This window comes from Streptomyces coeruleofuscus (assembly GCF_039532725.1).
GTDB lineage: Bacteria > Actinomycetota > Actinomycetes > Streptomycetales > Streptomycetaceae > Streptomyces > Streptomyces coeruleofuscus.
Genome location: NZ_BAAASE010000008.1, coordinates 1 through 21,929, shown reverse-complemented (window position 1 = coordinate 21,929; position 21,929 = coordinate 1). Strand labels below are relative to the sequence as shown.

17 protein-coding genes, 2 rRNA genes and 1 pseudogene are annotated in these 21,929 nt (G+C 72.4%); 5 read left to right on the top strand and 15 right to left on the bottom strand.

Features of this window, described 5'->3' with window-relative positions; translation table 11 throughout:
- Window positions 1-1,659, bottom strand: coding sequence for a CTP synthase (gene pyrG / locus ABFX81_RS28650; RefSeq protein ID WP_086848088.1), 1,659 nt, complete (start codon window positions 1,657-1,659; stop codon window positions 1-3).
- Window positions 1,660-2,178: 519 nt separating this feature from the next.
- Here pyrG and ABFX81_RS28645 point away from each other — a divergent pair.
- Both ABFX81_RS28645 and ABFX81_RS28640 read left to right on the top strand, forming a co-directional pair.
- Window positions 2,179-3,981 (top strand): glycoside hydrolase family 15 protein, encoded by a 1,803-nt coding sequence (locus tag ABFX81_RS28645; protein WP_086848089.1) that lies wholly within the window; start codon window positions 2,179-2,181, stop codon window positions 3,979-3,981.
- Window positions 3,982-4,050: 69 nt separating this feature from the next.
- Complete coding sequence (locus ABFX81_RS28640) at window positions 4,051-5,433, top strand: FAD-binding protein (protein ID WP_086848090.1); 1,383 nt, start codon at window positions 4,051-4,053, stop codon at window positions 5,431-5,433.
- Here the strand turns inward: ABFX81_RS28640 and ABFX81_RS28635 are convergent.
- A complete protein-coding gene (locus tag ABFX81_RS28635; protein ID WP_086848091.1) occupies window positions 5,420-6,376 on the bottom strand; it encodes an LLM class F420-dependent oxidoreductase in 957 nt (318 codons plus the stop codon). The two genes, ABFX81_RS28640 and ABFX81_RS28635, sit on opposite strands and share 14 nt — an antisense overlap.
- A gap of 93 nt (window positions 6,377-6,469) precedes the next feature.
- On the opposite strand from ABFX81_RS28635, the gene ABFX81_RS28630 reads away from it, so the two are divergent.
- A complete protein-coding gene (locus tag ABFX81_RS28630) occupies window positions 6,470-8,131 on the top strand; it encodes a PucR family transcriptional regulator ligand-binding domain-containing protein (RefSeq protein ID WP_086848092.1) in 1,662 nt (553 codons plus the stop codon).
- A gap of 202 nt (window positions 8,132-8,333) precedes the next feature.
- On the opposite strand, the gene ABFX81_RS28625 is transcribed toward ABFX81_RS28630, so the two are convergent.
- The 5 genes from ABFX81_RS28625 to ABFX81_RS28605 all read right to left on the bottom strand — a co-directional run bounded on the left by ABFX81_RS28625 (window position 8,334) and on the right by ABFX81_RS28605 (window position 13,603).
- Window positions 8,334-9,479, bottom strand: a complete 1,146-nt coding sequence (locus ABFX81_RS28625; protein WP_086848093.1) for a glycosyltransferase — start codon at window positions 9,477-9,479, stop codon at window positions 8,334-8,336.
- A 211-nt stretch (window positions 9,480-9,690) separates the two neighbouring features.
- Window positions 9,691-11,409, bottom strand: a complete 1,719-nt coding sequence (gene recN / locus ABFX81_RS28620) for a DNA repair protein RecN (protein WP_086848109.1) — start codon at window positions 11,407-11,409, stop codon at window positions 9,691-9,693.
- A 181-nt stretch (window positions 11,410-11,590) separates the two neighbouring features.
- Window positions 11,591-12,496: an NAD kinase gene (locus tag ABFX81_RS28615; RefSeq protein ID WP_086848094.1), complete on the bottom strand. Its 906-nt coding sequence runs from the start codon at window positions 12,494-12,496 to the stop codon at window positions 11,591-11,593.
- A complete protein-coding gene (locus ABFX81_RS28610; protein WP_086848095.1) occupies window positions 12,493-13,308 on the bottom strand; it encodes a TlyA family RNA methyltransferase in 816 nt (271 codons plus the stop codon). Before ABFX81_RS28610 ends, ABFX81_RS28615 begins: the two co-directional genes overlap by 4 nt.
- Before the next feature lie 7 nt (window positions 13,309-13,315).
- Window positions 13,316-13,603, bottom strand: a complete 288-nt coding sequence (locus ABFX81_RS28605; RefSeq protein WP_086848096.1) for a hypothetical protein — start codon at window positions 13,601-13,603, stop codon at window positions 13,316-13,318.
- 42 nt (window positions 13,604-13,645) lie between these two features.
- Here ABFX81_RS28605 and ABFX81_RS28600 point away from each other — a divergent pair, with 42 nt between their 5' ends.
- Window positions 13,646-13,993 (top strand): SCP2 sterol-binding domain-containing protein, encoded by a 348-nt coding sequence (locus ABFX81_RS28600; RefSeq protein WP_086848097.1) that lies wholly within the window; start codon window positions 13,646-13,648, stop codon window positions 13,991-13,993.
- On the opposite strand, the gene ABFX81_RS28595 is transcribed toward ABFX81_RS28600, so the two are convergent.
- The 4 genes from ABFX81_RS28595 to ABFX81_RS28580 all read right to left on the bottom strand — a co-directional run bounded on the left by ABFX81_RS28595 (window position 13,977) and on the right by ABFX81_RS28580 (window position 18,052).
- Window positions 13,977-14,837: an ABC transporter ATP-binding protein gene (locus ABFX81_RS28595; RefSeq protein ID WP_346138867.1), complete on the bottom strand. Its 861-nt coding sequence runs from the start codon at window positions 14,835-14,837 to the stop codon at window positions 13,977-13,979. The genes ABFX81_RS28600 and ABFX81_RS28595 overlap by 17 nt on opposite strands.
- On the bottom strand, window positions 14,834-15,874 hold the full coding sequence (locus ABFX81_RS28590; protein WP_086848100.1) for an iron chelate uptake ABC transporter family permease subunit: 1,041 nt from the start codon (window positions 15,872-15,874) through the stop codon (window positions 14,834-14,836). Before ABFX81_RS28590 ends, ABFX81_RS28595 begins: the two co-directional genes overlap by 4 nt.
- Entirely contained in the window at window positions 15,871-16,914 is a 1,044-nt protein-coding gene (locus ABFX81_RS28585; RefSeq protein WP_086848101.1) for an iron chelate uptake ABC transporter family permease subunit, read from the bottom strand. Before ABFX81_RS28585 ends, ABFX81_RS28590 begins: the two co-directional genes overlap by 4 nt.
- Before the next feature lie 106 nt (window positions 16,915-17,020).
- On the bottom strand, window positions 17,021-18,052 hold the full coding sequence (locus ABFX81_RS28580) for an HAD hydrolase-like protein (protein WP_086848103.1): 1,032 nt from the start codon (window positions 18,050-18,052) through the stop codon (window positions 17,021-17,023).
- A gap of 72 nt (window positions 18,053-18,124) precedes the next feature.
- Between ABFX81_RS28580 and ABFX81_RS28575 the strand changes: the two genes are divergently transcribed.
- Window positions 18,125-19,417 (top strand): DUF1015 family protein, encoded by a 1,293-nt coding sequence (locus ABFX81_RS28575; RefSeq protein WP_086848105.1) that lies wholly within the window; start codon window positions 18,125-18,127, stop codon window positions 19,415-19,417.
- Between the two features lie 72 nt (window positions 19,418-19,489).
- Here the strand turns inward: ABFX81_RS28575 and ABFX81_RS28570 are convergent, their stop codons facing one another.
- From ABFX81_RS28570 to ABFX81_RS28555, 4 genes and pseudogenes are all read right to left on the bottom strand, one after another.
- Complete coding sequence (locus ABFX81_RS28570; protein ID WP_346138951.1) at window positions 19,490-20,215, bottom strand: hypothetical protein; 726 nt, start codon at window positions 20,213-20,215, stop codon at window positions 19,490-19,492.
- 48 nt (window positions 20,216-20,263) lie between these two features.
- A pseudogene (locus ABFX81_RS42250) lies at window positions 20,264-21,457 on the bottom strand (hypothetical protein); the annotation flags it as partial.
- Window positions 21,458-21,602: 145 nt separating this feature from the next.
- A 5S ribosomal RNA gene (rrf, locus tag ABFX81_RS28560) occupies window positions 21,603-21,719 on the bottom strand.
- A 105-nt stretch (window positions 21,720-21,824) separates the two neighbouring features.
- Window positions 21,825-21,929 (bottom strand): 23S ribosomal RNA (locus ABFX81_RS28555); the annotation flags it as partial.

Below are 21,929 nucleotides of genomic sequence, written 5' to 3'. Positions count from 1 at the left end.
TTACTTCGAAGTCTTCCGCTCGACCGCGGCCTTGACGAGCCCGGCGAACAGCGGGTGCGGGCGCGTCGGGCGCGAGCGCAGCTCCGGGTGGGCCTGCGTGGCGACCAGGTACGGGTGGACCTCGCGCGGGTACTCGACGTACTCGACGAGCTTGCCGTCCGGGGATGTGCCGGAGAACAGGATGCCCGCCCGCTTCTCCAGCTCGGCGCGGTAGGCGTTGTTCACCTCGTAGCGGTGCCGGTGGCGCTCCTCGACGTACTCCTTGCCGTCGTACACCTCGCGCACGATCGAGCCCTCGGCCAGCTTCGCCGGGTACATGCCGAGCCGCATGGTGCCGCCCATGTCACCCTCACCGGCGACGATGTCGAGCTGCTCGGCCATCGTGGAGATGACCGGGTGGGCGGTGGCCGGGTCGAACTCGGTGGAGTTGGCGTCGCCGATGTCGGCCAGGCTCCGCGCGGCCTCGATCACGATGCACTGGAGGCCGAGGCAGAGGCCGAGCAGCGGGATCTTGTTCTCGCGGGCGTACTTGATCGCGCCGACCTTGCCGAGCACACCGCGGTCGCCGAAGCCGCCGGGGATGCAGATCCCGTCGACGTCGCCGAGCTGCGCCGCGGCGCCCGCCGGGGTCTTGCAGTCGTCGGAGGTGACCCACTTGATCTTGACGCGGGCGCGGTTGGCGAAGCCGCCGGCGCGCAGCGCCTCGGTGACCGACAGGTAGGCGTCGGGCAGGTCGATGTACTTGCCGACCAGCGCGAGGGTGATCTCGTGGTCGGGGTTGTGGACCCGGTCGAGCAGGTCGTCCCAGGTCGTCCAGTCGACGTCGCGGAACGGCAGGTCCAGCTTGCGGACCACGTAGGCGTCCAGGCCCTCGCCGTGCACGGTCTTCGGGATGTCGTAGATCGAGCGGGCGTCGGGGCAGGCGACGACGGCGGCCTCGTCGACGTCGCACATCAGCGAGATCTTCCGCTTGATCGCGGTCGGGACCTCGCGGTCGCAGCGCAGCACGATCGCGTCCGGCTGGATACCGATGTTGCGCAGAGCCGCAACCGAGTGCTGGGTGGGCTTCGTCTTCAGCTCACCCGAGGGGCCGATGTACGGCAGGAGCGAGATATGGACGACGAAGACGTTGTCACGGCCGACCTCGTGACGGACCTGGCGGACGGTCTCCAGGAACGGCAGCGACTCGATGTCGCCGACCGTGCCGCCGACCTCCGTGATCACGACGTCGACCTCGTCCGTCGCCATGCGGCGGATGCGGTGCTTGATCTCGTTCGTGATGTGCGGGATGACCTGCACGGTGTCGCCCAGGTACTCGCCGCGCCGCTCCTTGGCGATCACGGTGTTGTACACCTGGCCGGTGGTGACGTTGGCGGAGCCGTCGAGGTCGCGGTCGAGGAAGCGCTCGTAGTGGCCGATGTCCAGGTCGGTCTCTGCGCCGTCGTTGGTGACGAACACCTCACCGTGCTGGAAGGGGTTCATCGTGCCGGGGTCGACGTTCAGGTACGGGTCGAGCTTCTGCATCACGACGCGCAGACCCCGGGCCTTGAGCAGCATGCCGAGGCTGGAGGCCGTCAGGCCCTTGCCGAGCGAGGAGGCGACACCCCCGGTGACGAAGATGTGCTTGGTCGTCGAGTTACGAAAAGCGGCGGGCGGCATAGCCAAGACGGGGCTCCCGTGGTCGCGGTCTGGGGGTGCGGTACGGCTGCCTGCCGGAGGATTCCGGGGGGTCGCCGTCGCTGCGGTTCGGGGGTTTGCTGCCCACCGGTCCACGGGCTACCAGCGTATCAGCGCCGCGGGGCGATGGCTTCCGGCCACGCTCCGCGCACGCACCGACACGGAGATGGTCGCCCTCACCGGTCTCTCACCCGTTGCTCACTCGTTCGGCGTACTCGCCTTGCCTGGACGGGCACCCGGAACATCGGCGTGCGTCGTATCCTGCTCGGACACTCGCTGCCGAGCCCGCCGGCCCAACGGCACCACCCCCCGCCCGTAAGTACCGGAACAACGTGAGCTCGTCAGTTCGTTGAGCAACAATTGGCGCTTTGCATCACGGCTGAGTGACCTGTTTTGCTTCATCGCTCAACGACGCATTGCAAGACTTGCTGAAAATCCCCCTTGACCGCACTAGCGACAGCCCCCTTGCGGGGTGACGTGGCCGTTCGACTGGAGTTGCACGTGGCCGGGCGCATCGAAGATTACGCACTCATCGGAGACATGCAGACCGCTGCCCTGGTCTGCAGGGACGGCACGGTCGACTGGCTGTGCCTGCCCCGCTTCGACTCGCACGCCATCTTCGCCGGCCTGCTGGGCACCGAGGAACACGGCTTCTGGCGGCTCGGCCCCGCGTACGCCTCCGACCAGCAGCCCCCCACCGCCGCGCGGCGCAGCTACCGGGGCGACTCGCTGATCCTGGAGTCCGAGTGGGACACGCAGCGGGGCACGGTCCGGGTGACCGATTTCATGCCGCCGCGTGACGGCGCCCCGCAGCTGATCCGGATCGTGGAGGGCGTCTCGGGCCGCGTGCCGATGCGCTCGGCGCTCAGGATGCGGTTCTCCTACGGGCGGGTGGTGCCGTGGGTGCACAAGCACGAGGGGCGCACAGTGGCCGTGGCGGGCCCCGACTCCGTGTGGTTCGACACATCCGCCGAGACGTACGGCAAGTCGCTGACGACGTACGCGGATTTCACGGTCGCCCCGGGTGACCGGATCGCGTTCACGATCTCCTGGCAGCCCTCGCACAAGGAGCCGCCGCCGCTGCCCGAGCCGGAGCAGTCGCTGGAGGCGACGGAGGACTTCTGGCGCGAGTGGGTCGACCACTGCACGTACCACGGTCCCTACCGGGAGGCCGTCGTCCGCTCGCTGATCACGCTGAAGGCCCTGACGTACGCCCCGACCGGCGGCATCGTCGCCGCGCCGACCACCTCCCTGCCGGAGGACATCGGCGGCGTCCGCAACTGGGACTACCGCTACACGTGGCTCCGGGACGCGGCGATCACCCTGTCCTCGCTGCTGCGCACCGGCTACCGCGAGGAGGCCCGCGCCTGGCGCGAGTGGCTGCTGCGGGCCGTGGCGGGCGACCCGGAGAACCTCCAGATCATGTACGGCATCGCCGGCGAGCGCGAGCTCGGCGAGGCGGAGCTGGACTGGCTGCCGGGCTACGAGAACTCCACCCCGGTCCGGGTCGGCAACGGCGCCGCGCACCAGCTCCAGCTGGACGTCTACGGTGAGGTCACCGAGGCCCTGCACCTGGCCCACATGACGGGTCTCGCGCGCAACGACTACGCCTCGCTGCTCCAGCTCAAGCTGATCCGCTACCTGGAGGACCACTGGCAGGACCCGGACGAGGGCATCTGGGAGGTGCGCGGCCCGCGCCGCCACTTCGTGCACTCCAAGGTGATGGCCTGGGTCGCCGTCGACCGCACGATCAAGCTGATCGAGTCCGGCGACGCCGACGGCCCGCTGGAGCGGTGGAAGGAACTGCGCGACGACATCCACCGTGACGTGTGCGAGAAGGGCTACGACAAGGAACGCAACACCTTCACGCAGTCGTACGGCTCGAAGGAGCTGGACGCGTCGCTGCTGCTGATCCCGCAGATGGGCTTCCTGCCGCCGGACGACAAGCGCGTCATCGGCACCATCGAGGCGATCCAGCGGGAGCTGTCCACGCCGGACGGCTTCATCCTCCGCTACCCGACGCAGGGCGACAACGAGGGCGTCGACGGCCTGCCCGGCGACGAGGGCGCCTTCCTCGCCTGCTCGTTCTGGATGGCCGACGACCTGGCGATGATCGGCCGCGTGGACGAGGCCCGCAAGCTGTTCGAGAAGCTGCTGTCGCTGCGCAACGACCTCGGCCTGCTGGCGGAGGAGTGGGACCCGCACCTCCAGCGCCAGGTGGGCAACTTCCCGCAGGCGTTCAGCCACGTGCCGCTCATCGACACGGCACTGCGTCTGACGGCTTCGGGGGCCTACGGGGGCTGAACGGGCCCGACCGGTCCCGGCCACCTAGGCTGGAACCGGATGATTTCCCCCTTCCGGAAGGGGGCGGCCATGGCTTCCCTCTCGAAGGCGGGCGCGGCCCTCACCGCGCTGCGCGAGGATCTGACCGGCGACGTGTTCGCCCCGGGCGACCCGGGCTACGACGACGCCCGGGCCGTCTTCAACGCCATGATCGACCGGCGGCCCGCCGTGCTCGCGCACTGCGCCGACGAGGACGACGTCGTGCGGGCCGTGCGGTTCGCCAGGGAGCTGGATCTGCCCGTCGCCGTGCGTGGCGGCGGCCACAGCGTGGCCGGCATGGCCCTGTGCGACGGCGGCGTGGTGGTCGACCTGCGCCGGATGCACGAGGTGACCGTCGATCCGGCGGCCCAGGCCGTCCGGGTCGCCGGCGGGGCCACGATGAGCCATCTGGACCGGGCCACCCAGCCGTACGGACTGGCGACGACCGGCGGCCGTGCCTCCACCACCGGTGTCGGCGGCTTCGTGCTGGGCGGCGGCACCGGCTGGCTGGACCGCTGCTGCGGGCTCGCCGTCGACAACCTGCTCGGTGTCGAACTCGTCACCGCCGACGGCTCCCGTGTCCACGCCAGTGCCGACGAGAACCCGGACCTGTTCTGGGCCCTGCACGGCGGCGGCGGGAACTTCGGCATCGCCACGGCGATGACGCTGCGGCTGTACGAACTGCCCGAGTTCTCCATCGCGATGGTGCTGTACCTGCCGGAACACGGCCCCGAGGTGGTCCGCACCTACCGCGAAGTGATCACGAACGGGCCCGAAGAGGCGGGCGGTGGCGTCATCTACTTCACCGGTCAGCCGGAGGAGTTCGTCCCCGAGCACCTCGTGGGCAGGCTCGTGTGCGGCCTGCTGCTGACGTACGCCGGCGGCGAGGACGACCTGCGCAAGGTCGCCCAGCCCCTGCTGGCGCTGCCGCACGAGGCCGAGATCGTCGGCGCGATGCCGTACGCCGACGTCCAGTGCATGATCGACGACCCGCCGGGGATGCGGAACTACTGGTCGGCGGAGTACCTGACGGGCGCGCCCGACGACTTCGTGGACGTCTTCTGCGCCCGGGCCGGGTCCATGCCGGTGCCGACCGGCACCCAGCACGTGCTGTTCCCGCAGGGCGGGGCGATCGCCGGCGGCCCGGGCGAGTATCCGGTGCCCTACCGGGACGCGCCCTGGGCGGTGCAACCCTTCGGCATCTGGGCGGACCCGGCGGACGACGAGCGGTGCGTGCGGTGGGTGCGGGACGTGCGCGCCGACGTGCGGCCGTGGAGCACCGGCGCGGTCTACCTGAACTTCATCGGCGACGAGGGCACCGAGCGGGTGGTCGCCGGTCTGGGCGTCGAGAACACCCGGCGGCTGGCGGAGCTGAAGCGGCGTTACGACCCGGACAACGTGTTCCGCTTCAACCACAACATCACGCCGGCCTGAGGGCCGTGAGCGTCCGCTCCCCCGCCGGGTCACCCGCCGTGGCCGGGACCAGGGCGATCTCGTCGAGGCCGGCCTCGGCGTAGGCGTCCATGCGGGCGCGGACGGTGCCGGCATCGCCGACGAGGGCGACCGTGTTCGCGGCCTCGGGCGGCAGGGCCTCCAGCAGGGTGTCCGGGTCGGCTCCCTTGGCGGCCAGTTCGACGACCGCGGCGAGCCCCGCCTCGACGAACATGTCGCTGTAGCCCGGCACGGCGAGATAGCCGACGACGCTGCGCAGGACCTGCCTGAGTGTCTCCGGTTCCGGGTCCACGGCGGCGGGCAGCCAGGCGGCCAGCCGCGGCGGCGTACGCCCGGCCCGCTCGGCGGCGGCGAGCATCCGGGCCCGCAGCACGCGGACCTGCTCGGGGGAGACGAGGTCGAGCAGCATCCGGTCGGCGTGCTCCACCGCGGCGGCGATCGCGCGCTCGCCGAACGCCGCGACGGTGACCTCGCCCCCGGGCGGCGGCAACCGGCGCGGGAAGCCGCTCCCGGGAACGATCGGCTCGCCCGGCGCGCCGTGCATCAGCGCGCGTACGGCCGCCGCCGACTCCGCGAGGGCGGCGGCGGGCCGGGTCCGCGGCCGGCCGTGCACGCCCTCGACGACCCGCTTGCTGGACGTGCCCAGGGCCACGCCGACCGGCCGGCCGGTCACGGCCGCGGTGGACGCGGCGCCCCGGACGATGGTGAGCGGGTCGCGCACCGACACCGGCACGGGCCCGGCCGTCAGCGTCGCCTGCCCGGTGGCCGCGCCGATCGCCGTCGCCAGGACGAACGAGTCCCACGTCGGTCCCTCGCCCGCCCACACCTCCCGGTACCCGAGCCGGTCGGCGAGCACCGCCACCCGCAGCGGCTCCTCGACCGGACTGTCGTCTTCCCGCCCTACCGCGACCACGCTGATGTCCATGACCGCGCCCGTACCCGGTCGTCTCCGGCGTACTCCCGGACTCCGTGGTCCATGAGATGTCCGGGAGGCGCCCACGCGGGTAGCGTCCGGCTCATGGAGACCGGGACGGACAGCGGCTACGGCACCCAGGCCGCCGGGATCACCGTGCAGCGGGCACTGGAGCTGCCGGGGCTGCGCAGCGGGCTGCCCGAGGTGCTGGCGGGCGCCGACCGGCTCGGGCGGACCGTGCGCTGGGTGCACGCCGGGGAGGTGCCGCACATCGCCTCGCTGCTCAAGGGCGGCGAGCTGCTGCTGACCACGGGCTACGGCCTCGGCACCCGCCCGGCCGAACAGCGGGCGTTCGTACGCACGCTGGCCGAGCGCGGCATCGCCGCCCTGGTCGTGGAGCTCGGCCCGCGCTTCACACGGCTGCCCGCCGCCCTGGTCGACACGGCCCGTTCGGCCCGGCTGCCGCTCGTACAGCTCCACCGCGAGGTGCCGTTCGTCACGGTCACGGAGGAGATCCACACCGAGATCGTCAACGGCCACTACGCGCTGCTCCAGCGGGCCGAGGAGGTGCACCGGCGGTGTACGGAGGCCCTGCTGGGCGGCGGCGGGGTTCCCCAGGTCCTCGGCATCCTGGCCGACTTCGGCGGCAATCCCGTCTTCCTGGAGACGGCGGACGGGCAGTTGCTGTACGCCGCCGGGGCCGGTCCCCAGGGCGCGGATCCGCTCCAGGTGTGGGAGGGGCTGCGCGGCCAGCACAAGGACGAGCCGCCGCTCGCGGGCTCGGTCCTGGTGGACGTGCCGGGCGGCGGGCCCGGCAGCGGGGGCGTCCGCGCCCGCCTCGTCCTGCTTCCGGTGCGGGCTTCCCTGGCGCCGGTGCACCGGATGGCGGCGGAGCGGGCCGCGGGCATCCTGGCCGTGGTGCTGATGCAGGCACGGCAGGAGGAGGAGCTCGCGGCGCGCGGACGCGGCGACTTCCTCACGGACCTCGCCGAGGGCCGGGTCACGGCGGAGGACGCCCCGGCGCAGGCGCGCGTGCTGGGCTTCCGCCCGGGTGACGGCCCGCTGCTGCCGGTGGTCATGCGGCTCGGGGACGCCCTGTCGCCGGGGGGAGGCTGGGCGGTGCTGGCCCGGGCGGTGTCCGGGGAACTGGCCTCGGTGGGCGTGCCGGCGCTGCTCGGGGTACGGCCGGTCGAGGGCCGGCTGCTGGTCCTGCTGGGGCTGCGCTCGGAGCCGGAGCGGGCGACGCTCGCGGACCGGGTCGCGGCGGCGCTGCGGGCCGGTGTGGAGCGAGCCGGGATGCTGCGGCCGGGCGGGCAGCCTCCCGTGGTGGTCGTGGGCGTGGCCGGCGGCTGGACATCCGCGGCCTCGGGCCTGCGGCACGCCGCCGAGACGGCCACGGCGGCCCAGGGCCTGCCTGACCGGCCCTGGTACGACGCCCGGCGCCTGGATATCGACTTGCTGGTGTGGCGGCTGCGCGGCCATCCGGACCTGGCCGCCTTCGTCGACCGGGCCCTCGGCCCGCTCCTGGAGCACGACCGGCGCTCCCGGCCGCCCCTGCTGCCCACCCTGTCGACCTACCTCGCCCACGCGGGCCGCAAGGCGGAGACGGCCCGGGAGCTCCACCTCAACCGGCAGACCCTGTACAACCGCCTGGCGCGCATCGGGGAGTTGCTGGGCACGGACCTCGACGACCCGCAGACGGTACTGGCCCTGAGCCTGGCCCTGCGGGCCCGCAGGCACGTTCTCCAGAGCCCCGAGGTGCTCTAGGACCTGTCGCCGCATTCCCGCCTGCCCCGCGGCGCCGTGCACGCTCCCCCAAGCCCTTGGAGCAGGGGGACTCCCACTCGCCGCACCGGGCGCAGACCCACGTACAACCAGTACGAGGGCCTGCGCCCGGCATGGCGAGAGCACGCACCTGACGCCGCGGGACGCGCCCTTCGGGCGGACGACGGGTATGTGACGACAGGGCCTAGGCGAGGGGCCGGATCTGGGTCAATTCGTCGTACACGCTGAGGACTTGGGCGACCGTCTCGTCCTCGCTCGGCCAGGTCGCCGCCTGCCGGGTGCCCTTGGCCTTCAGCCGTTCCCGGCGCTCGGGATCGCCGAGCAGGCGTACTACGGTGCCGGCGAGCGACTCGGCGTCGCCGGGCGGGACGAGTTCGGCCGCGTCACCGACGAGTTCGGGGATGCCGCCGACGTCGGTCGCGACGAGCGGCACGCGCGCGTGGAGGGCCTCCTGGGCGAGGACGGAGCGCGCCTCCTCCCACCGGCTCGGCAGCAGAGCGAGGTCGGCGGCGGAGAGCAGGTCGGTGATGTCGTCGCGCCGCCCGATGAGCCGGACGGGCAGCCCCTCGCCCTCGATCCGTTCCTGGAGTTCGCCGCGCAGCGACCCCTCGCCCGCGATCACGACCAGGGGCACGGGATCGAGCCGCCGCCACGCGCGCGCGGCGTCCAGCAGCACGTCGTACCCGCGGTGCCGCTCCAGGGAGCCGACGGCCATCAGCAACGGCCGTCCGATGGCGCCGAGTTCGGCGCGCACCTTGGGCCGCAGCCGGTCGGGGTCATCAGGCTCCGCGGGCCTGCGGGGGCCGGGCAGGGCGACGGCCGCGAGCCGCGCGTCCCGCGCCCCGGTCCGCCGCGCCCGGTCGACGAGCGCCGAGGTCGTCCCCAGCACCACGGTGGCCGCCTTCACGACCCGCCGCTCCAGGGCCCGCAGCAGATGGGCGCGGGCCCCGTCGGCGTGCGCCCGGTCGTGCCACGTCACGACGAGCGGAGTCCGCACGCGCCGCCCGCTGAGAGCGAGCACGGTACGGAACGAGGCGTGCAGCCCGTGCGCGTGCACCAGGTCGGCGTCGGCACAGGCCGCCCTCAGAGCCGCCACCGACACCGGGTCACTGCTGCGCGGCACGTGCACATGGTCGGCCCCGACACCGCTGAAGTCGTAGGAGCGATCCGCCTCACAGGGGGCGCACACCGTGACTCTCACGCCCCTCGCGACGAGCCCCGCGGCCAGGGAACGCACATGCGCACTGCTGGCCGCGTTGCCTCCGCCCAGCACCTGCACGGTGCGCAACGGCGACTGGCCATGCGGTGAGTGGCTGCTCACGGGGGTCACGTGGCCGGGCTCCTGGTTCGGGTCGGGCGGTCACCGCGCAGGAATCCCGCGCGTACTCCGCCAAGGATGCCAGGACATAGGCGGGTTCCGGGAACGCTCGAAGCCCGGCGGCGCGACAGTGGGGGCGCGGCATCCGGGGGGATGCGCCGGGCCGAGTCACCCACACGAGTGAAGATCGGCGCTTCCCTCGACAGACGTGCCCGCTCCTCCCCTACAGATCCGCCCGAGCCGTCGCCAGCAGCTCCTCCGCGTGTGCCCGGGCCGTCTCCGAGTCCTCCTGGCCGGCGAGCATCCGGGACAGCTCCCGGACCCGCTCCTCACCTTCCAGCACCTTCACACCGGAACGGGTGACCGACCCGTCGTTCGTCTTCTCGACCAGCAGCTGCCGGTCGGCGAAGGCGGCGACCTGCGGGAGATGGGTCACGACCACGACCTGCGCGGTCCTCGCCAGACGCGCGAGCCGCCGGCCGATCTCGACCGCCGCCTTGCCGCCGACACCGGCGTCGACCTCGTCGAAGAGATACGTCGGCACGGGATCCGTCCCCGCGAACACGACCTCCACCGCCAGCATCACACGGGACAGCTCACCGCCGGACGCGCCCTTGGCGATCGGCCGCGCGGGCGCACCCGGGTGCGGGGCCAGAAGCAGCTCCACCTCGTCGGCACCCGCGGGCCCGTAGGCGACGGGCCGCCCGCCGACCTCGACGCCCTCCGGGTCCTCGGTCTGCCGGATGTCGAAGGACACGCGGGCGTGCGGCATGGCCAGCGAGGCCAGCTCGGCGGTCACGGCAGCCGCGAACCGATCGGCGGCCTCCGTCCGCGCGTCCGTCAACGCCTGTGCGAGCCCGCCCAGTTCGGCCCGCAGCGCGTCCCGCTCGGCGGTCAGTTCCCCGATCCGCTCGTCGTCGCCGTCGAGTTCTGTCAGCCGCGCGGCACTCCGCTCGGCCCAGGCCAGCACGGCGGCGATGTCCTCGCCGTACTTCCGCGTCAGCCCGGTCAGCGCGGCCCGCCGCTCCTCGACGGCCGCCAGCCGCAGCGGATCGGCGTCCAGGTCGTCGGCGTACCCGGCCAGGTCCCCGGCCGCGTCGCGCAGCAGGATCCCGATCTCCCCGATGCGGTCGGCGAGCGCGGCCAGCGCCGGGTCGTGCGACCGTACGGCGTCCAGGGCCCGCTGCGCGCCCGCGACGAGGGTCCCGGCGTCGACGCCCTCGGGGTCCTCCGGATTGCCCGCGAGCGCGGCGTGCGCGACCGCGGCGGCGGACGCCAGCGCCTCGGCGTGCCCGAGCCGCTCGGCCTCCTCGGCGAGCTCCACGTCCTCACCGGCCCGGGGCTCGACGGCGGCGATCTCGTCGAGCCCGTAGCGCAGCATGTCGGCCTCCTGGGCCCGTTCACGCGCGCGCGTGGTGATCTCGTCGAGCTCGACGGAGACGGCCCGCAGCCGCTTGTACGCCTCGCCGTACTTGGCCAGCGGCACGGCGACCGCGTCGCCCGCGTACCGGTCGAGCGCCTGCCGCTGCCGGGACAGCTTGAGCAGCCCCTGCTGGTCGGTCTGCCCGTGCACGGCCACCAGCTCGTCGGCGAGCTCGGCGAGCACCCCCACGGGCACGCTGCGCCCGCCCAGGTGCGCCCGCGAGCGCCCCTCGGCGGAAACGGTACGGCTGATCAGCAGCGCCCCGTCGTCGAGCTCGGCCCCGGCCTCCTCGGCGCGTACGGCGGCCGTGGCGTTGTGCGGAACGGTGATCCGCCCCTCCACGACCGCCTTCCCGGCCCCGATCCGCACGAGCGCCGGGTCCGCGCGCCCGCCCAGCAGCAGCCCGAGGCTGGTGACCACCATGGTCTTGCCCGCACCCGTCTCACCGGTGACCGCGGTGAACCCCGGCGACAGCTCGACAACAGCGTCGTCGATCACACCGAGCGACCGTATCCGCATCTCCTCCAACACGGACACGACCTTACGAGGTCCAGGCAAGCAATTGCGACTGGCCCGCCTCTGTCACCCACGCGGGTGGATACGGACCTCAAGGGGCGCGGGGCTGTATCGATATGCGGCTCCGCCGCGTGGGCGCGACCAGCCACAGCGGACCCGCGCCCGCCGACGACGAGCAACCACGCTAATGAGGGGCGCCACGCCACCCGGAAACAGGCAGCGCAAACTTGGCCACCAGCCGGTCGGTGAAGGACGCATGATGCAGCCGAGCCAGCCGCACCGGCACAGCCCCCCGCCGCACCTCCACCCGGGCGCCGGGCGGCAACTCCACCGTCCGCCGCCCGTCACACCACAGAACGCCCGGCGGAATGTGTGGCAGAACCTCCACAGCCAACACAGAATCCGGCGATGTCACCAACGGCTTCGCGAACAACGCGTGCGCGCTGATCGGCACCATCAACAGCGCCTCGACCTCCGGCCACACCACCGGCCCACCCGCGGAGAACGCGTACGCGGTCGACCCCGTGGGCGTCGCGCACACGATCCCGTCACAGCCGAACCCGGTCACCGGCCGCCCGTCGATCTCCAGGACGACCTCCAGCATCCGCTCGGCGGACACCTTCTGCACGGCCGCCTCGTTCAGCGCCCAGTCCGTGTGCACGATGTCCCCGTTGCGGTGCACCACGACGTCGACGGTCATCCGCTCCTCGACCTCGTACGCCTTGGTCACCACCCGGTCGACGACCTTGTCGAGGTCGTCCCGCTCGGCCTCCGCGAGGAACCCGACCCGCCCCAGGTTGACGCCGAGCATCGGCACGCCCGACGCCCGCGCGAACTCGGCACCGCGCAGCAGCGTGCCGTCACCGCCCAGCACTATGAGCAGCTCGCACCCGTCGAGGCACTGCGGAGTGGCCTCCTTGACCAGCTCCACCTCGTCCGGCAGCGGCAGGTCACGCGCCTCGGCCTCCAGGACGCGCACGCCGAGACCGGAGCGCAGCAGTCCCTTCACCACGAGCTCGGCACTGCGCACGGCGGCGGGCCGCCCCGTGTGGGCGAGCAGGAAAACAGTACGAGCTCGGTTATCGGTCAACGGGGCCCCTCCGCCACTGCACGGTCGACATCGGCCGGGTCCAGTTCCGGTGCCCCGGCCCGCAGCCACAAAAAGTATTCGACATTCCCCGACGGCCCGGGCAGCGGACTGGCCGTCACGCCCTTCACCCCGAGCCCCAGTCCCCAGGCCTTACCGGCCACCCCCGTCACCGCTTCGGCCCGCAGCTGGGGGCTGCGTACGACTCCCCCGCTGCCCAGCCGCTCCTTCCCCACCTCGAACTGCGGCTTGACCATCATCACCAGGTCCGCGTCCGGCTTCACGCACCGCACCAGGGCTGGCAGGACCAGCCCGAGCGGGATGAAGGACAGATCCCCCACGACAAGATCCACAGGCTCCCCATCGATCTCTTCAAGTGTCAATTCGCGAACGTTCGTACGGTCCTTGACGGTGACGCGTTCATCCTTTTGAAGAGACCATGCAAGTTGTCCGTATCCGACGTCCACGGCGACGACATGCGCGGCGCCCGCCCGCAGCAGGACATCGGTGAAACCGCCGGTGGACGCCCCGGCGTCGAGCGCCCTGCGCCCCTCGACGACCAAACCCTGCGGCAGGAACGCCGTCAGCGCGCCGGCGAGCTTGTGGCCGCCGCGCGACACGTAGTCGGGGTCGTTCTCGTCGGCCGCCACGACGATCGCGGCCGCGGTCTCCACCTGCGTGGCGGGTTTGGTCGCGACGGTCTTGCCGACGGAGACCCGCCCGGCGGCGATGAGCTGGCCGGCGTGCTCACGCGAGCGCGCGAGCTTCCGGCGGACCAGCTCCGCGTCGAGACGGCGGCGTGCGACTCCTGCCACGTTCGGTTCAGCTCCCCTGTCGGTGCGTCGATGGGGGCGCCGGAGGTCCCGGGCGGGCGTCGAGCGCGGTGAGCGCGTCGCGCAGCCCCCGGTGTACATCCTCGTACACCTCGACGTGTCCGTCCGTGGCGAGGTGGTCCGCGTCGCCGAGCCGGTCCAGGGCCGCGTCCACGCCGGCGTCACCGGTGGGCGTGCGGGGCACGTTCAGCGGGGCGGGAGAGGCGGGGTCGTACCCGGAGTCGGGAGCGGGCTCGTCCTCCGCCACCGCCGGGGTCTCGGGAACTGCGTCGTCCATGCCCCGACGCTACCGCGAACCGCTGCGGTACCGTCGACCGCGATGGCCACGATCGAGGAGTGCCGCAGCGCACTCGACAAGCTCTCCGACAACATGCAGCACGCCGAGGGGAACGTCCGCGAGGCCGCGGCCCTGGACCGTTCCGTGAGCTGCCACATCACCGACCTGGACGTCACCTTCGTCGGCCGTATGCAGGGCGGCCGGATCGTCGTGCGCGACACGGTCCAGGGACCACCGCCCGACAAGGCCGAGATCAGGCTCGCCATGACGGGTGACGACCTGGTCGCCCTGGTCGACGGCGAGCTGAGCTTCGCCAAGGCCTGGGGCTCGGGCCGGGTGAAACTGAACGCGGGCGTGCGGGACCTGCTCCAGCTCAGGAAGCTTCTGTAGCTGCTCCCTTCCCGGCCCCGGCCCCTGCTCCGACGCGTGCCTTCCGCGCCGCCGGCACGACCAGCGGCGTGCCCGTCTCCGGGTCGTCGATGACCTGGCAGCGCAGTCCGAAGACCTCCTCGACCAGGCCGGCCGTGACGATGTCCTTCGGCGCGCCCTCGGCGACGATCCGGCCCTCGCGCAGGGCGATGAGGTGCGTGGCGTAGCGGGCGGCGTGGTTCAGGTCGTGCAGCACGGCGACGAGCGTGCGCCCCTGCTCCTCGTGCAGCACCGCGCACAGGTCCAGGACGTCGATCTGGTGCTGGATGTCCAGGAACGTCGTCGGCTCGTCGAGCAGCAGCAGCGGTGTCTGCTGGGCGAGTGCCATGGCGATCCACACGCGCTGGCGCTGACCGCCCGAGAGCTCGTCCACGTACCGGTCGGCCAGCTCGGCCACGCCGGTCTGCCGCATCGACTCCTGGACGACCCGCTCGTCCTCGGTCGACCACTGGCGCAGGAGGCCCTGGTGCGGGTAGCGGCCCCGGCCCACCAGATCGCCGACGGTGATGCCGTCGGGCGCGATGGACGACTGGGGCAGCAGACCGAGGGTCCGCGCGACCTTCTTCGCGGGCATCGACTGGATGGTCTGGCCGTCGAGCAGCACCCGGCCCTCGCTGGGCTTGAGCATCCGCGACAGCGCCCGCAGGAGCGTCGACTTGCCGCACGCGTTGGGGCCGACGATCACGGTGAAGGAGTTGTCGGGTATCTCCACCGACAGTTGCTCGGCGATCACCCGCTGGTCGTAGGCGAGGGTGACGTTCTCGGCAGACAGACGGTTCACGGTGCTCCTTCGGTTCTTGCTCATATCCGGCCCGCCCTGCGTTCGGTGACCAGCAGCCACAGCAGGTAGACGCCACCGAGCACGCCGGTGACCACGCCCACGGGCAACTGCTCGGCACCGAACGCCCGCTGGGAGAGCCAGTCGGCGATGACCAGCAGGGCGGCGCCCATGCACAGGGAGGCCAGCAGGTTCGGGCCGGGCGCACGGGTCAGCCGCCGGGCCAGCTGCGGCGCGGTGAGCGCGACGAAGCTGACGGGACCGGCGGCGGCGGTCGCGGACGCGGTCAGCAGCACGGCCGCCACCATCAGCAGCAGCCGCACGCGCTCGACCCGCACCCCGAGGGCGTACGACACGTCGTCGCCCATCTCCATCATCCGCAGCCCGCGCGCGTTGCACAGAACGAGCGGCACGAGCACGGCGCACAGCCCGAGCAGCGGCCAGACCTGGGCCCAGTCACGGCCGTCGAGGGATCCGGTCATCCACACGACCGCGCGGGCCGCGTCCACGATGTCGGACTTGGTGAGCAGATAGCCGTTGACCGCCGTGACGATCGCGGAGACGCCGATACCCACCAGCACCAGCCGGTATCCGTGCACGCCCCGCTTCCAGGCGAGCACGTAGATGGCGAGGCCGGTCACCAGTCCGCCCACCAGCGCGCCGGCGGCGACCTGGTTCGCGCTCCCGGAGAACAGCACGATCACCGTGAGCGCGCCGGCCGTCGCTCCCTGCCCGAGGCCCAGCACGTCCGGACTGCCCAGCGGATTGCGGGAGATGGACTGGAACAGCGCGCCGCCGAGTCCGAGCGAGGCGCCGACCAGCAGCCCGACCAGCACCCGCGGCAGCCGCAGTTCGTTGACGATGAACTCCTGGCCCGCGTTGCCCTCGCCGAACAGCGTCCGCAGCACGTCGGCGGCCGGGATCGGGAAGTCGCCGGTGCCGATGAGCACGACGCTCGCCGTGAGCGCCGCGACCAGCAGCAGGAACACGACGGTGAAGGCCCGCACGTCCAGGCGCACGGAGAGCCCGCCCGGGGTCCTCACAGCACGGTTGGTGGTCTTCACAGCTGGGCCGTCCTCCGCCGTCGTACGAGATAGATGAACACCGGTCCGCCGAGGATCGCGGTGATGATGCCCACCTGGAGTTCCGCGGGCCGGGCCACGATCCGGCCGATGACGTCGGCGCCGAGCAGCAGCACGGGCGACAGGATCGCCGCGTACGGCAGGATCCAGCGCAGGTCGGGCCCGGTGAAGGAACGCACGACGTGCGGAACCATCAGCCCGACGAACACGATCGGCCCGCAGGCCGCGGTCGCCGCCCCGCACAGCACGGTTGCGGCCAGCATGGACAGCGCCCGCGTCCGGTTCAGGTTGGCGCCGAGCGCCTTGGCGGTGTCGTCCCCCATGGCCATGGCGTTGAGCGGCCGGGACAGGGCCAGCGCCAGGACCATGCCGGCCAGCAGGAACGGCAGGACCTGCCGGATGGTCGAGTCGTTCGCCGCGGACAGTGAACCGACCGTCCAGAACCGCATCTTGCCGAGCGCCGCGTCGTCCATGATCATCACGGCCTGGAGGTAGCCGTAGAGCGCGGCGCTGATCGCCGTACCGGCGAGCGCGAGCCGCACCGGCGTCGCGCCCCGGCTGCCGCCGAGGAACCACACCAGCGCCCCCACCGCGGCCGCCCCGAAGAACGCGAACCAGACGTAGCCGCTGAGCGAGGTGATCCCCAGGAACGTGACGGCCGTGACGACCGCGGCGGACGCGCCCGCGTTGATGCCGAGCAGTCCGGGGTCGGCCAGCGGGTTGCGCGTGAGCGCCTGGAGAACCGCTCCGGCCAGGCCGAGTGCGGCGCCGGCGAGCAGCCCGAGCACGGTCCGCGACAGCCGCTCCGCGACGACGACGTCGCCGTACGTCCCCGAGTCCTCGAACAAGCCGTGCCAGACCTGCCCGAGGGACAGCTCTTTCGCTCCGATCGCGATACTCGCCAGCGCGACGAGCACCAGGATCGCGACGGCCAGGAGGAGCCCGAAGGCCCGTATCGCCCGTCGGGTCGGGGGCGCGGGGGCGGTCTCCGCGCGCTGTTCAGGGGGACTGTCGACCAACACGCAGGTTAGGTTAGCCTACCCTGCCATTCGGCCTCGATCCGGAGTCCGGCCGCCGCCACGCACTCCCGGCCGGAGCGTGCCCGCGCACCACGGATCCAACCGTCACTCAAAGACCCAGCCTCGCCAGCGACTTCCCCCCGTCCAGCTCGCACACAGCCGCACCGGCGGCCGTCCACGCCGCGGCGCACAACGCGCGCAGCCCGTCCAGCGCCTCGCCGTCCCCGTCGAGCTCCAGCCGGTCCGCACCGGCCGTCGCCGTCCAGCCACCGCACCGGAACCCGCCGCCGTCCGCCGCGGCGACCTCCGGCTGACCACCGAGCATCCCGCGCAGATCGGCGTCCACATACGTCGGCCGGTGCTGCGGCGGCGCGGCCAGCAACTGCGCGCCGTCGGTCACGCCGGTCAGCACGAGCAGCGAGTCGACGTCCCCGTTGAACGCGCCCTCGATGTCCGTGTCCAGCCGGTCTCCCACCACCAGCGGCCGCTCGGCCCCGGTCCGCAGGATGGTCTCCCGGTGCATCGGCGGCAGCGGCTTGCCCGCGACCTGAGGCTCGGCGCCCGTGGCGATCCGCACGACCTCCACCGCAGCGCCGTTGCCCGGCGCGATCCCCCGCCCGCTCGGAATCGTCAAGTCGGTGTTCGAGGCGAACCAGGGCACACCGCGCGCCACGGCGTAACTGGCCTCCGCGAAACGGCCCCACGGCAGCTCCGGACCGCCGTATCCCTGCACCACCGCCGCCGGATCGTCGTCCGCCGACTCCACGGGAACGAGCCCGCGCTCGCGCAGCGCCACCCGCAGCCCGTCACCGCCGATCACCAGCACGCGGGCGCCCTGCGGCACCTGCTCACTGATCAGCCGCGCGACCGCCTGCGCCGAGGTGATGACATCGTCCGCACCCGTCGGTATGCCCAGCTCGGTCAGGTGCTCGGCCACCGTGCCGGGAGTCCGCAGCGCGTTGTTGGTGACGTACGCCAGACGCATTCCGCCCGCCCGGGCCGTGGCCAGCGACTCGACCGCGTACGCGATCGCGCTCCCGCCCGCGTACACGACGCCGTCCAGGTCGAGCAGCGCCGTGTCGTACGCCTCGCTCAGGGCCTGCCCACTGCCCTCGGGCCTCGTCCTGACGCTTCGGCTCATCCCGCATCGCTCCTCGTTCGACGGCTTTCCCCCGATCATCCCCCATGCCACTGACACCCGTACGATGCCGGGATGAACACAGCAGGTCACTCGGAAGCAACGGAGCGCCGAGGCCTGGAACTCACCCCGTTCCGAGGCCTTCGATACGACCCCGACCGGGTCGGCAGCCTGGCCGCAGTGACGTCCCCGCCGTACGACGTCGTCGTCCGCCCCGACGGAGTGCACCATCTCGAGTCCGCCGACCCGTACAACATCGTCCGTCTGATCCTCCCCCAGGCCGCCACCCCCGGCGCCCGCAACGACCAGGCCGCCAAGACCCTGCGCCGCTGGCTGTCCGAGGGCGTCCTGACCACCGACCCGGATCCCGGCCTGTACGTCTACGAGCAGCGGGACGGCAACGGCATGCTGCAACGCGGCGTCATCGGCACCCTGCGCGTGTCGGACCCGGCCGAGCAGGTGGTGCTGCCGCACGAGGACGTCATGCCGCACATCGTCGCCGACCGCGCGGCCCTGATGCGGGCCACCTCCGCGAACCTCGAACCCCTCTTGCTGACCTACCGCGGCGACGACTCCACGACCGCCACGGCGGACCTGATCGAGCGCACCGCCGAACAGCCACCGCTCCTCGCGACCACCACGGAGGATGGCTTCAGCCACCGCCTGTGGTCGGTCACAGCCCCCGCCGACCTGGCCACGATCCAGGCCGGCCTGGCCCGTCACCAGGCCCTCATCGCCGACGGCCACCACCGCTGGGCGACCTACCGCCGCCTCCGCACGGAACACCCCTCCCCCAGCCCGTGGGACCACGGCCTGGTCCTCCTGGTCGACACGGCCCGCTACCCCCTCCGCGTCCGCGCCATCCACCGCCTCCTGCACGACCTGCCGGTCGACGACGCCGTGGCCGCCCTGGACGGGCACTTCGGCGTGCGCCGCCTCGAAGTCCCGCTGGCCCAAGCCCTGGAGGCACTGGCGGACGCGGCCCGCGCGGGCAACGCGTTCCTGCTCGCCGGCGACGGTGCCTTCCACCTCGTCGACCAGCCGGATCCGGATCTCCTGGCCCGCACGGTCCCCGCCGACCGCCCCACCGCCTGGCGCACCCTCGACGCGACGGTCCTGCACGCCACGCTCCTCGACCAGGTCTGGCACATCCCCGAGGACTCCCCCGCGCACATCGCCTACATCCACGATGCGGCCGCCACGGTGGCGAAGGCGGAACGCGACGGCGGCACGGCCGTCCTGATGCACCCGGTCCGCGAGGAGGTCGTCCGCGACCTGGCCCGGCAGGGCGTCACGATGCCACGCAAGTCGACGTCGTTCGGCCCGAAGCCGGCCTCCGGCCTGGTGCTGCGCGCGCTGGACCTCTGACGCACTGGTTCTGACACACGAAAGGGGGCGGGATCCCGACCGGAATCCGCCCCCCTCTGCCGCTACGCGACGTCAGTCCTTCTCCTCCACGGAGGCCTCGCCGTCCTCACCCTCGTCCTCGCCGAGGGCGTCCACGAACTCCACCCCGTCCAGCTCGGCGAGCCGGTCCGAGGCGTCCGTGCTGCCGTCCCGGTCGGCCTCCACGGCCTTCGCGAACCACTCCCGCGCCTCGCCTTCCCGCCCGGCCGCCAGCAGCGCGTCCGCGTAGGCGTACCGCAGCCGCGCGGTCCACGGCTGCACGGAGTTGGAGGCCAGCTCCGGGCTCTGCAGCGTCACGATGGCCGCGTCCAGCTGCCCCATGTCCCGTCGTGCACCGGCCGCGACGAGCCGCATCTCGACCTGTCCGGCCTTGTCGAGCTTGTGCACCTCGGGCGCCCCGGCCATGTCCAGCGCCTTCTCCGGCCGCCCGAGCCCACGCTCGCAGTCGGCCATGACGGGCCACAGATCGATGTTCCCGGTCATCCGCTTGGCGGCCCGGAACTCGGCCAGCGCCTCGCCGTACTTCTGGCTGGCGTACGACGCGAACCCGGCGGCCTCCCGCACGGCGGCGACACGCGACGCCAGCCGCAGCGCCACCCTGGAGTAGCCGTACGCGCCCTCGGGGTCCTCGTCGAGGAGCCGCGCGACCATCACCAGGTTCTTCGCGACATCGTCCGCGAGCGTCTTCGGCAGGCTCTGGAGCTCCTGCCGTACGTCCTTGTCGATCTCTTCGCCCGTGACGTCCTCGGGGATCGGCAGCCGCTTGATCGGCTCCCTGTCCCGCTCGCGCTCGTCACGGAACCGGCCGCCGCCACGACGGTCGTCCCGCCGGTCGTCGCGCCGGTCATCACGGCCCCGGAAGCCCCCGGGCCGCCCACCGCGATCGTCACGGCGCGGCCCACGCCCGCCGCCACGGTCGTCCCGGCCGCGGAAGCCGCCACGGTCTCCACGGTCGCCGCGGGTATCGCGAGTGTCGCGGTCGCCCCGGGTGTCGTCCCGCCGGAAACTCCCACGCCCACCACGAGGGGCATCATCACGCCGGAAACCGCCACGGTCCCCACGGTCGTCCCCACGCCGGTCGTCCCGACGGTCATCGCGACGGTCGTCGCGACGGTCGTCGCGGCGGTCGTCACGGCGGTCGTCACGGCGGTCGTCACGGCGGTCGTCACGTCCCCGGAACCCGCCACGGTCACCGTCGCGCCGGAAGCCACGGTCCCGGTCGTCGCCACGGAAGCCGCGATCCCGGGTGTCCCGGCGCTCTCCGCGGTCGTCGCGGCGGGGGAATGCGCCGCGGTCGCCCTCACGCCTGTCATCGCGACGGTCGTCGCGCCTGTCGTCCCGACGGTCATCCCGACGGAATCCACCGTGCTGCCCACGGTCGTCGTCTCCGCGTCGGACATCGCCCCGGCGGTCGTCGCGCCGGCCATAACCGCCACCACGGTTGTCGTCACGCCGGAAACCGCCCCGGTCGCCCCTGTCTCCCCGGTCGTCCCGCCGCTCACCACGGTCGTCGCGACGGAACGGGGGACGCTCGCCACGGTCGTCACGCCGGAAGGAGGGACGGTCACCACGGTCGTCACGCCGGAACGGGGGACGCTCGCCACGGTCGTCACGCCGGAACGGGGGACGCTCGCCACGGTCATCACGCCGGAACGGGGGACGCTCGCCACGGTCGTCACGCCGGAACGGGGGACGCTCGCCACGGTCATCACGCCGGAAGGAGGGACGGTCACCACGGTCGTCGCGACGGGAATCTCCCCGGTCACGATCGTCCCTGCGCGGACCTCGGTCACGGTCGTCGCGCCGGCCGTAGCCACCACCACGGTTGTCGTCACGCCGGAAGCCACCACGATCCCCGCGGTCGCTTCGCTCACCTCGGTCGCTCCGGCCTCCACGGTCGTCCCGGCCGCGGAATCCGCCACGGTCTCCACGGTCACCGCGCTGACCGCCGCGGTCGCTCCGGTCCCCCTCCCGTCGCTGCTGGTCGCGCTCCGGTCGGTCGTCGGGAGAGTTGGTGGACATGGTGACTCCTGTCTTCGGTACCGCAAGTCATTCTCGCGCAGCCGGGTGCCCAGCGCGCAGTGCAAAAAGAAAAAGGACCCCTGGTCCCAGCTGAACGCTGGGACCAGGGGTCCTTCCAAAGATTGTTCGGCGGCGTCCTACTCTCCCACAGGGTCCCCCCTGCAGTACCATCGGCGCTGTAAGGCTTAGCTTCCGGGTTCGGAATGTAACCGGGCGTTTCCCCTACGCTATAACCACCGAAACCCTAATGGTTTCGAGCGAACAAGCACACTCTTCAATTGTTTGTTCTGCTCAAAGCCGACAACTGTTCGTTGTCTCAGAACTAACACAGTGGACGCGAGCAACTGAGGACAAGCCCTCGGCCTATTAGTACCGGTCAACTCCACACGTTACCGTGCTTCCATATCCGGCCTATCAACCCAGTCGTCTACTGGGAGCCTTACCCTCTCTA

Excerpts from the sequence above, each read along its gene's own strand:
- pyrG (WP_086848088.1), bottom strand. The coding sequence starts at position 1,659 with ATGCCGCCCGCCGCTTTTCGTAACTCGACGACCAAGCACATCTTCGTC.
- ABFX81_RS28640 (WP_086848090.1), top strand. The coding sequence starts at position 4,051 with ATGGCTTCCCTCTCGAAGGCGGGCGCGGCCCTCACCGCGCTGCGCGAG.
- ABFX81_RS28635 (WP_086848091.1), bottom strand. The coding sequence starts at position 6,376 with ATGGACATCAGCGTGGTCGCGGTAGGGCGGGAAGACGACAGTCCGGTC.
- ABFX81_RS28630 (WP_086848092.1), top strand. The coding sequence starts at position 6,470 with ATGGAGACCGGGACGGACAGCGGCTACGGCACCCAGGCCGCCGGGATC.
- recN (WP_086848109.1), bottom strand. The coding sequence starts at position 11,409 with ATGCGGATACGGTCGCTCGGTGTGATCGACGACGCTGTTGTCGAGCTG.
- ABFX81_RS28605 (WP_086848096.1), bottom strand. The coding sequence starts at position 13,603 with ATGGACGACGCAGTTCCCGAGACCCCGGCGGTGGCGGAGGACGAGCCC.
- ABFX81_RS28600 (WP_086848097.1), top strand. The coding sequence starts at position 13,646 with ATGGCCACGATCGAGGAGTGCCGCAGCGCACTCGACAAGCTCTCCGAC.
- ABFX81_RS28595 (WP_346138867.1), bottom strand. The coding sequence starts at position 14,837 with ATGAGCAAGAACCGAAGGAGCACCGTGAACCGTCTGTCTGCCGAGAAC.
- ABFX81_RS28580 (WP_086848103.1), bottom strand. The coding sequence starts at position 18,052 with ATGAGCCGAAGCGTCAGGACGAGGCCCGAGGGCAGTGGGCAGGCCCTG.
- ABFX81_RS28575 (WP_086848105.1), top strand. The coding sequence starts at position 18,125 with ATGAACACAGCAGGTCACTCGGAAGCAACGGAGCGCCGAGGCCTGGAA.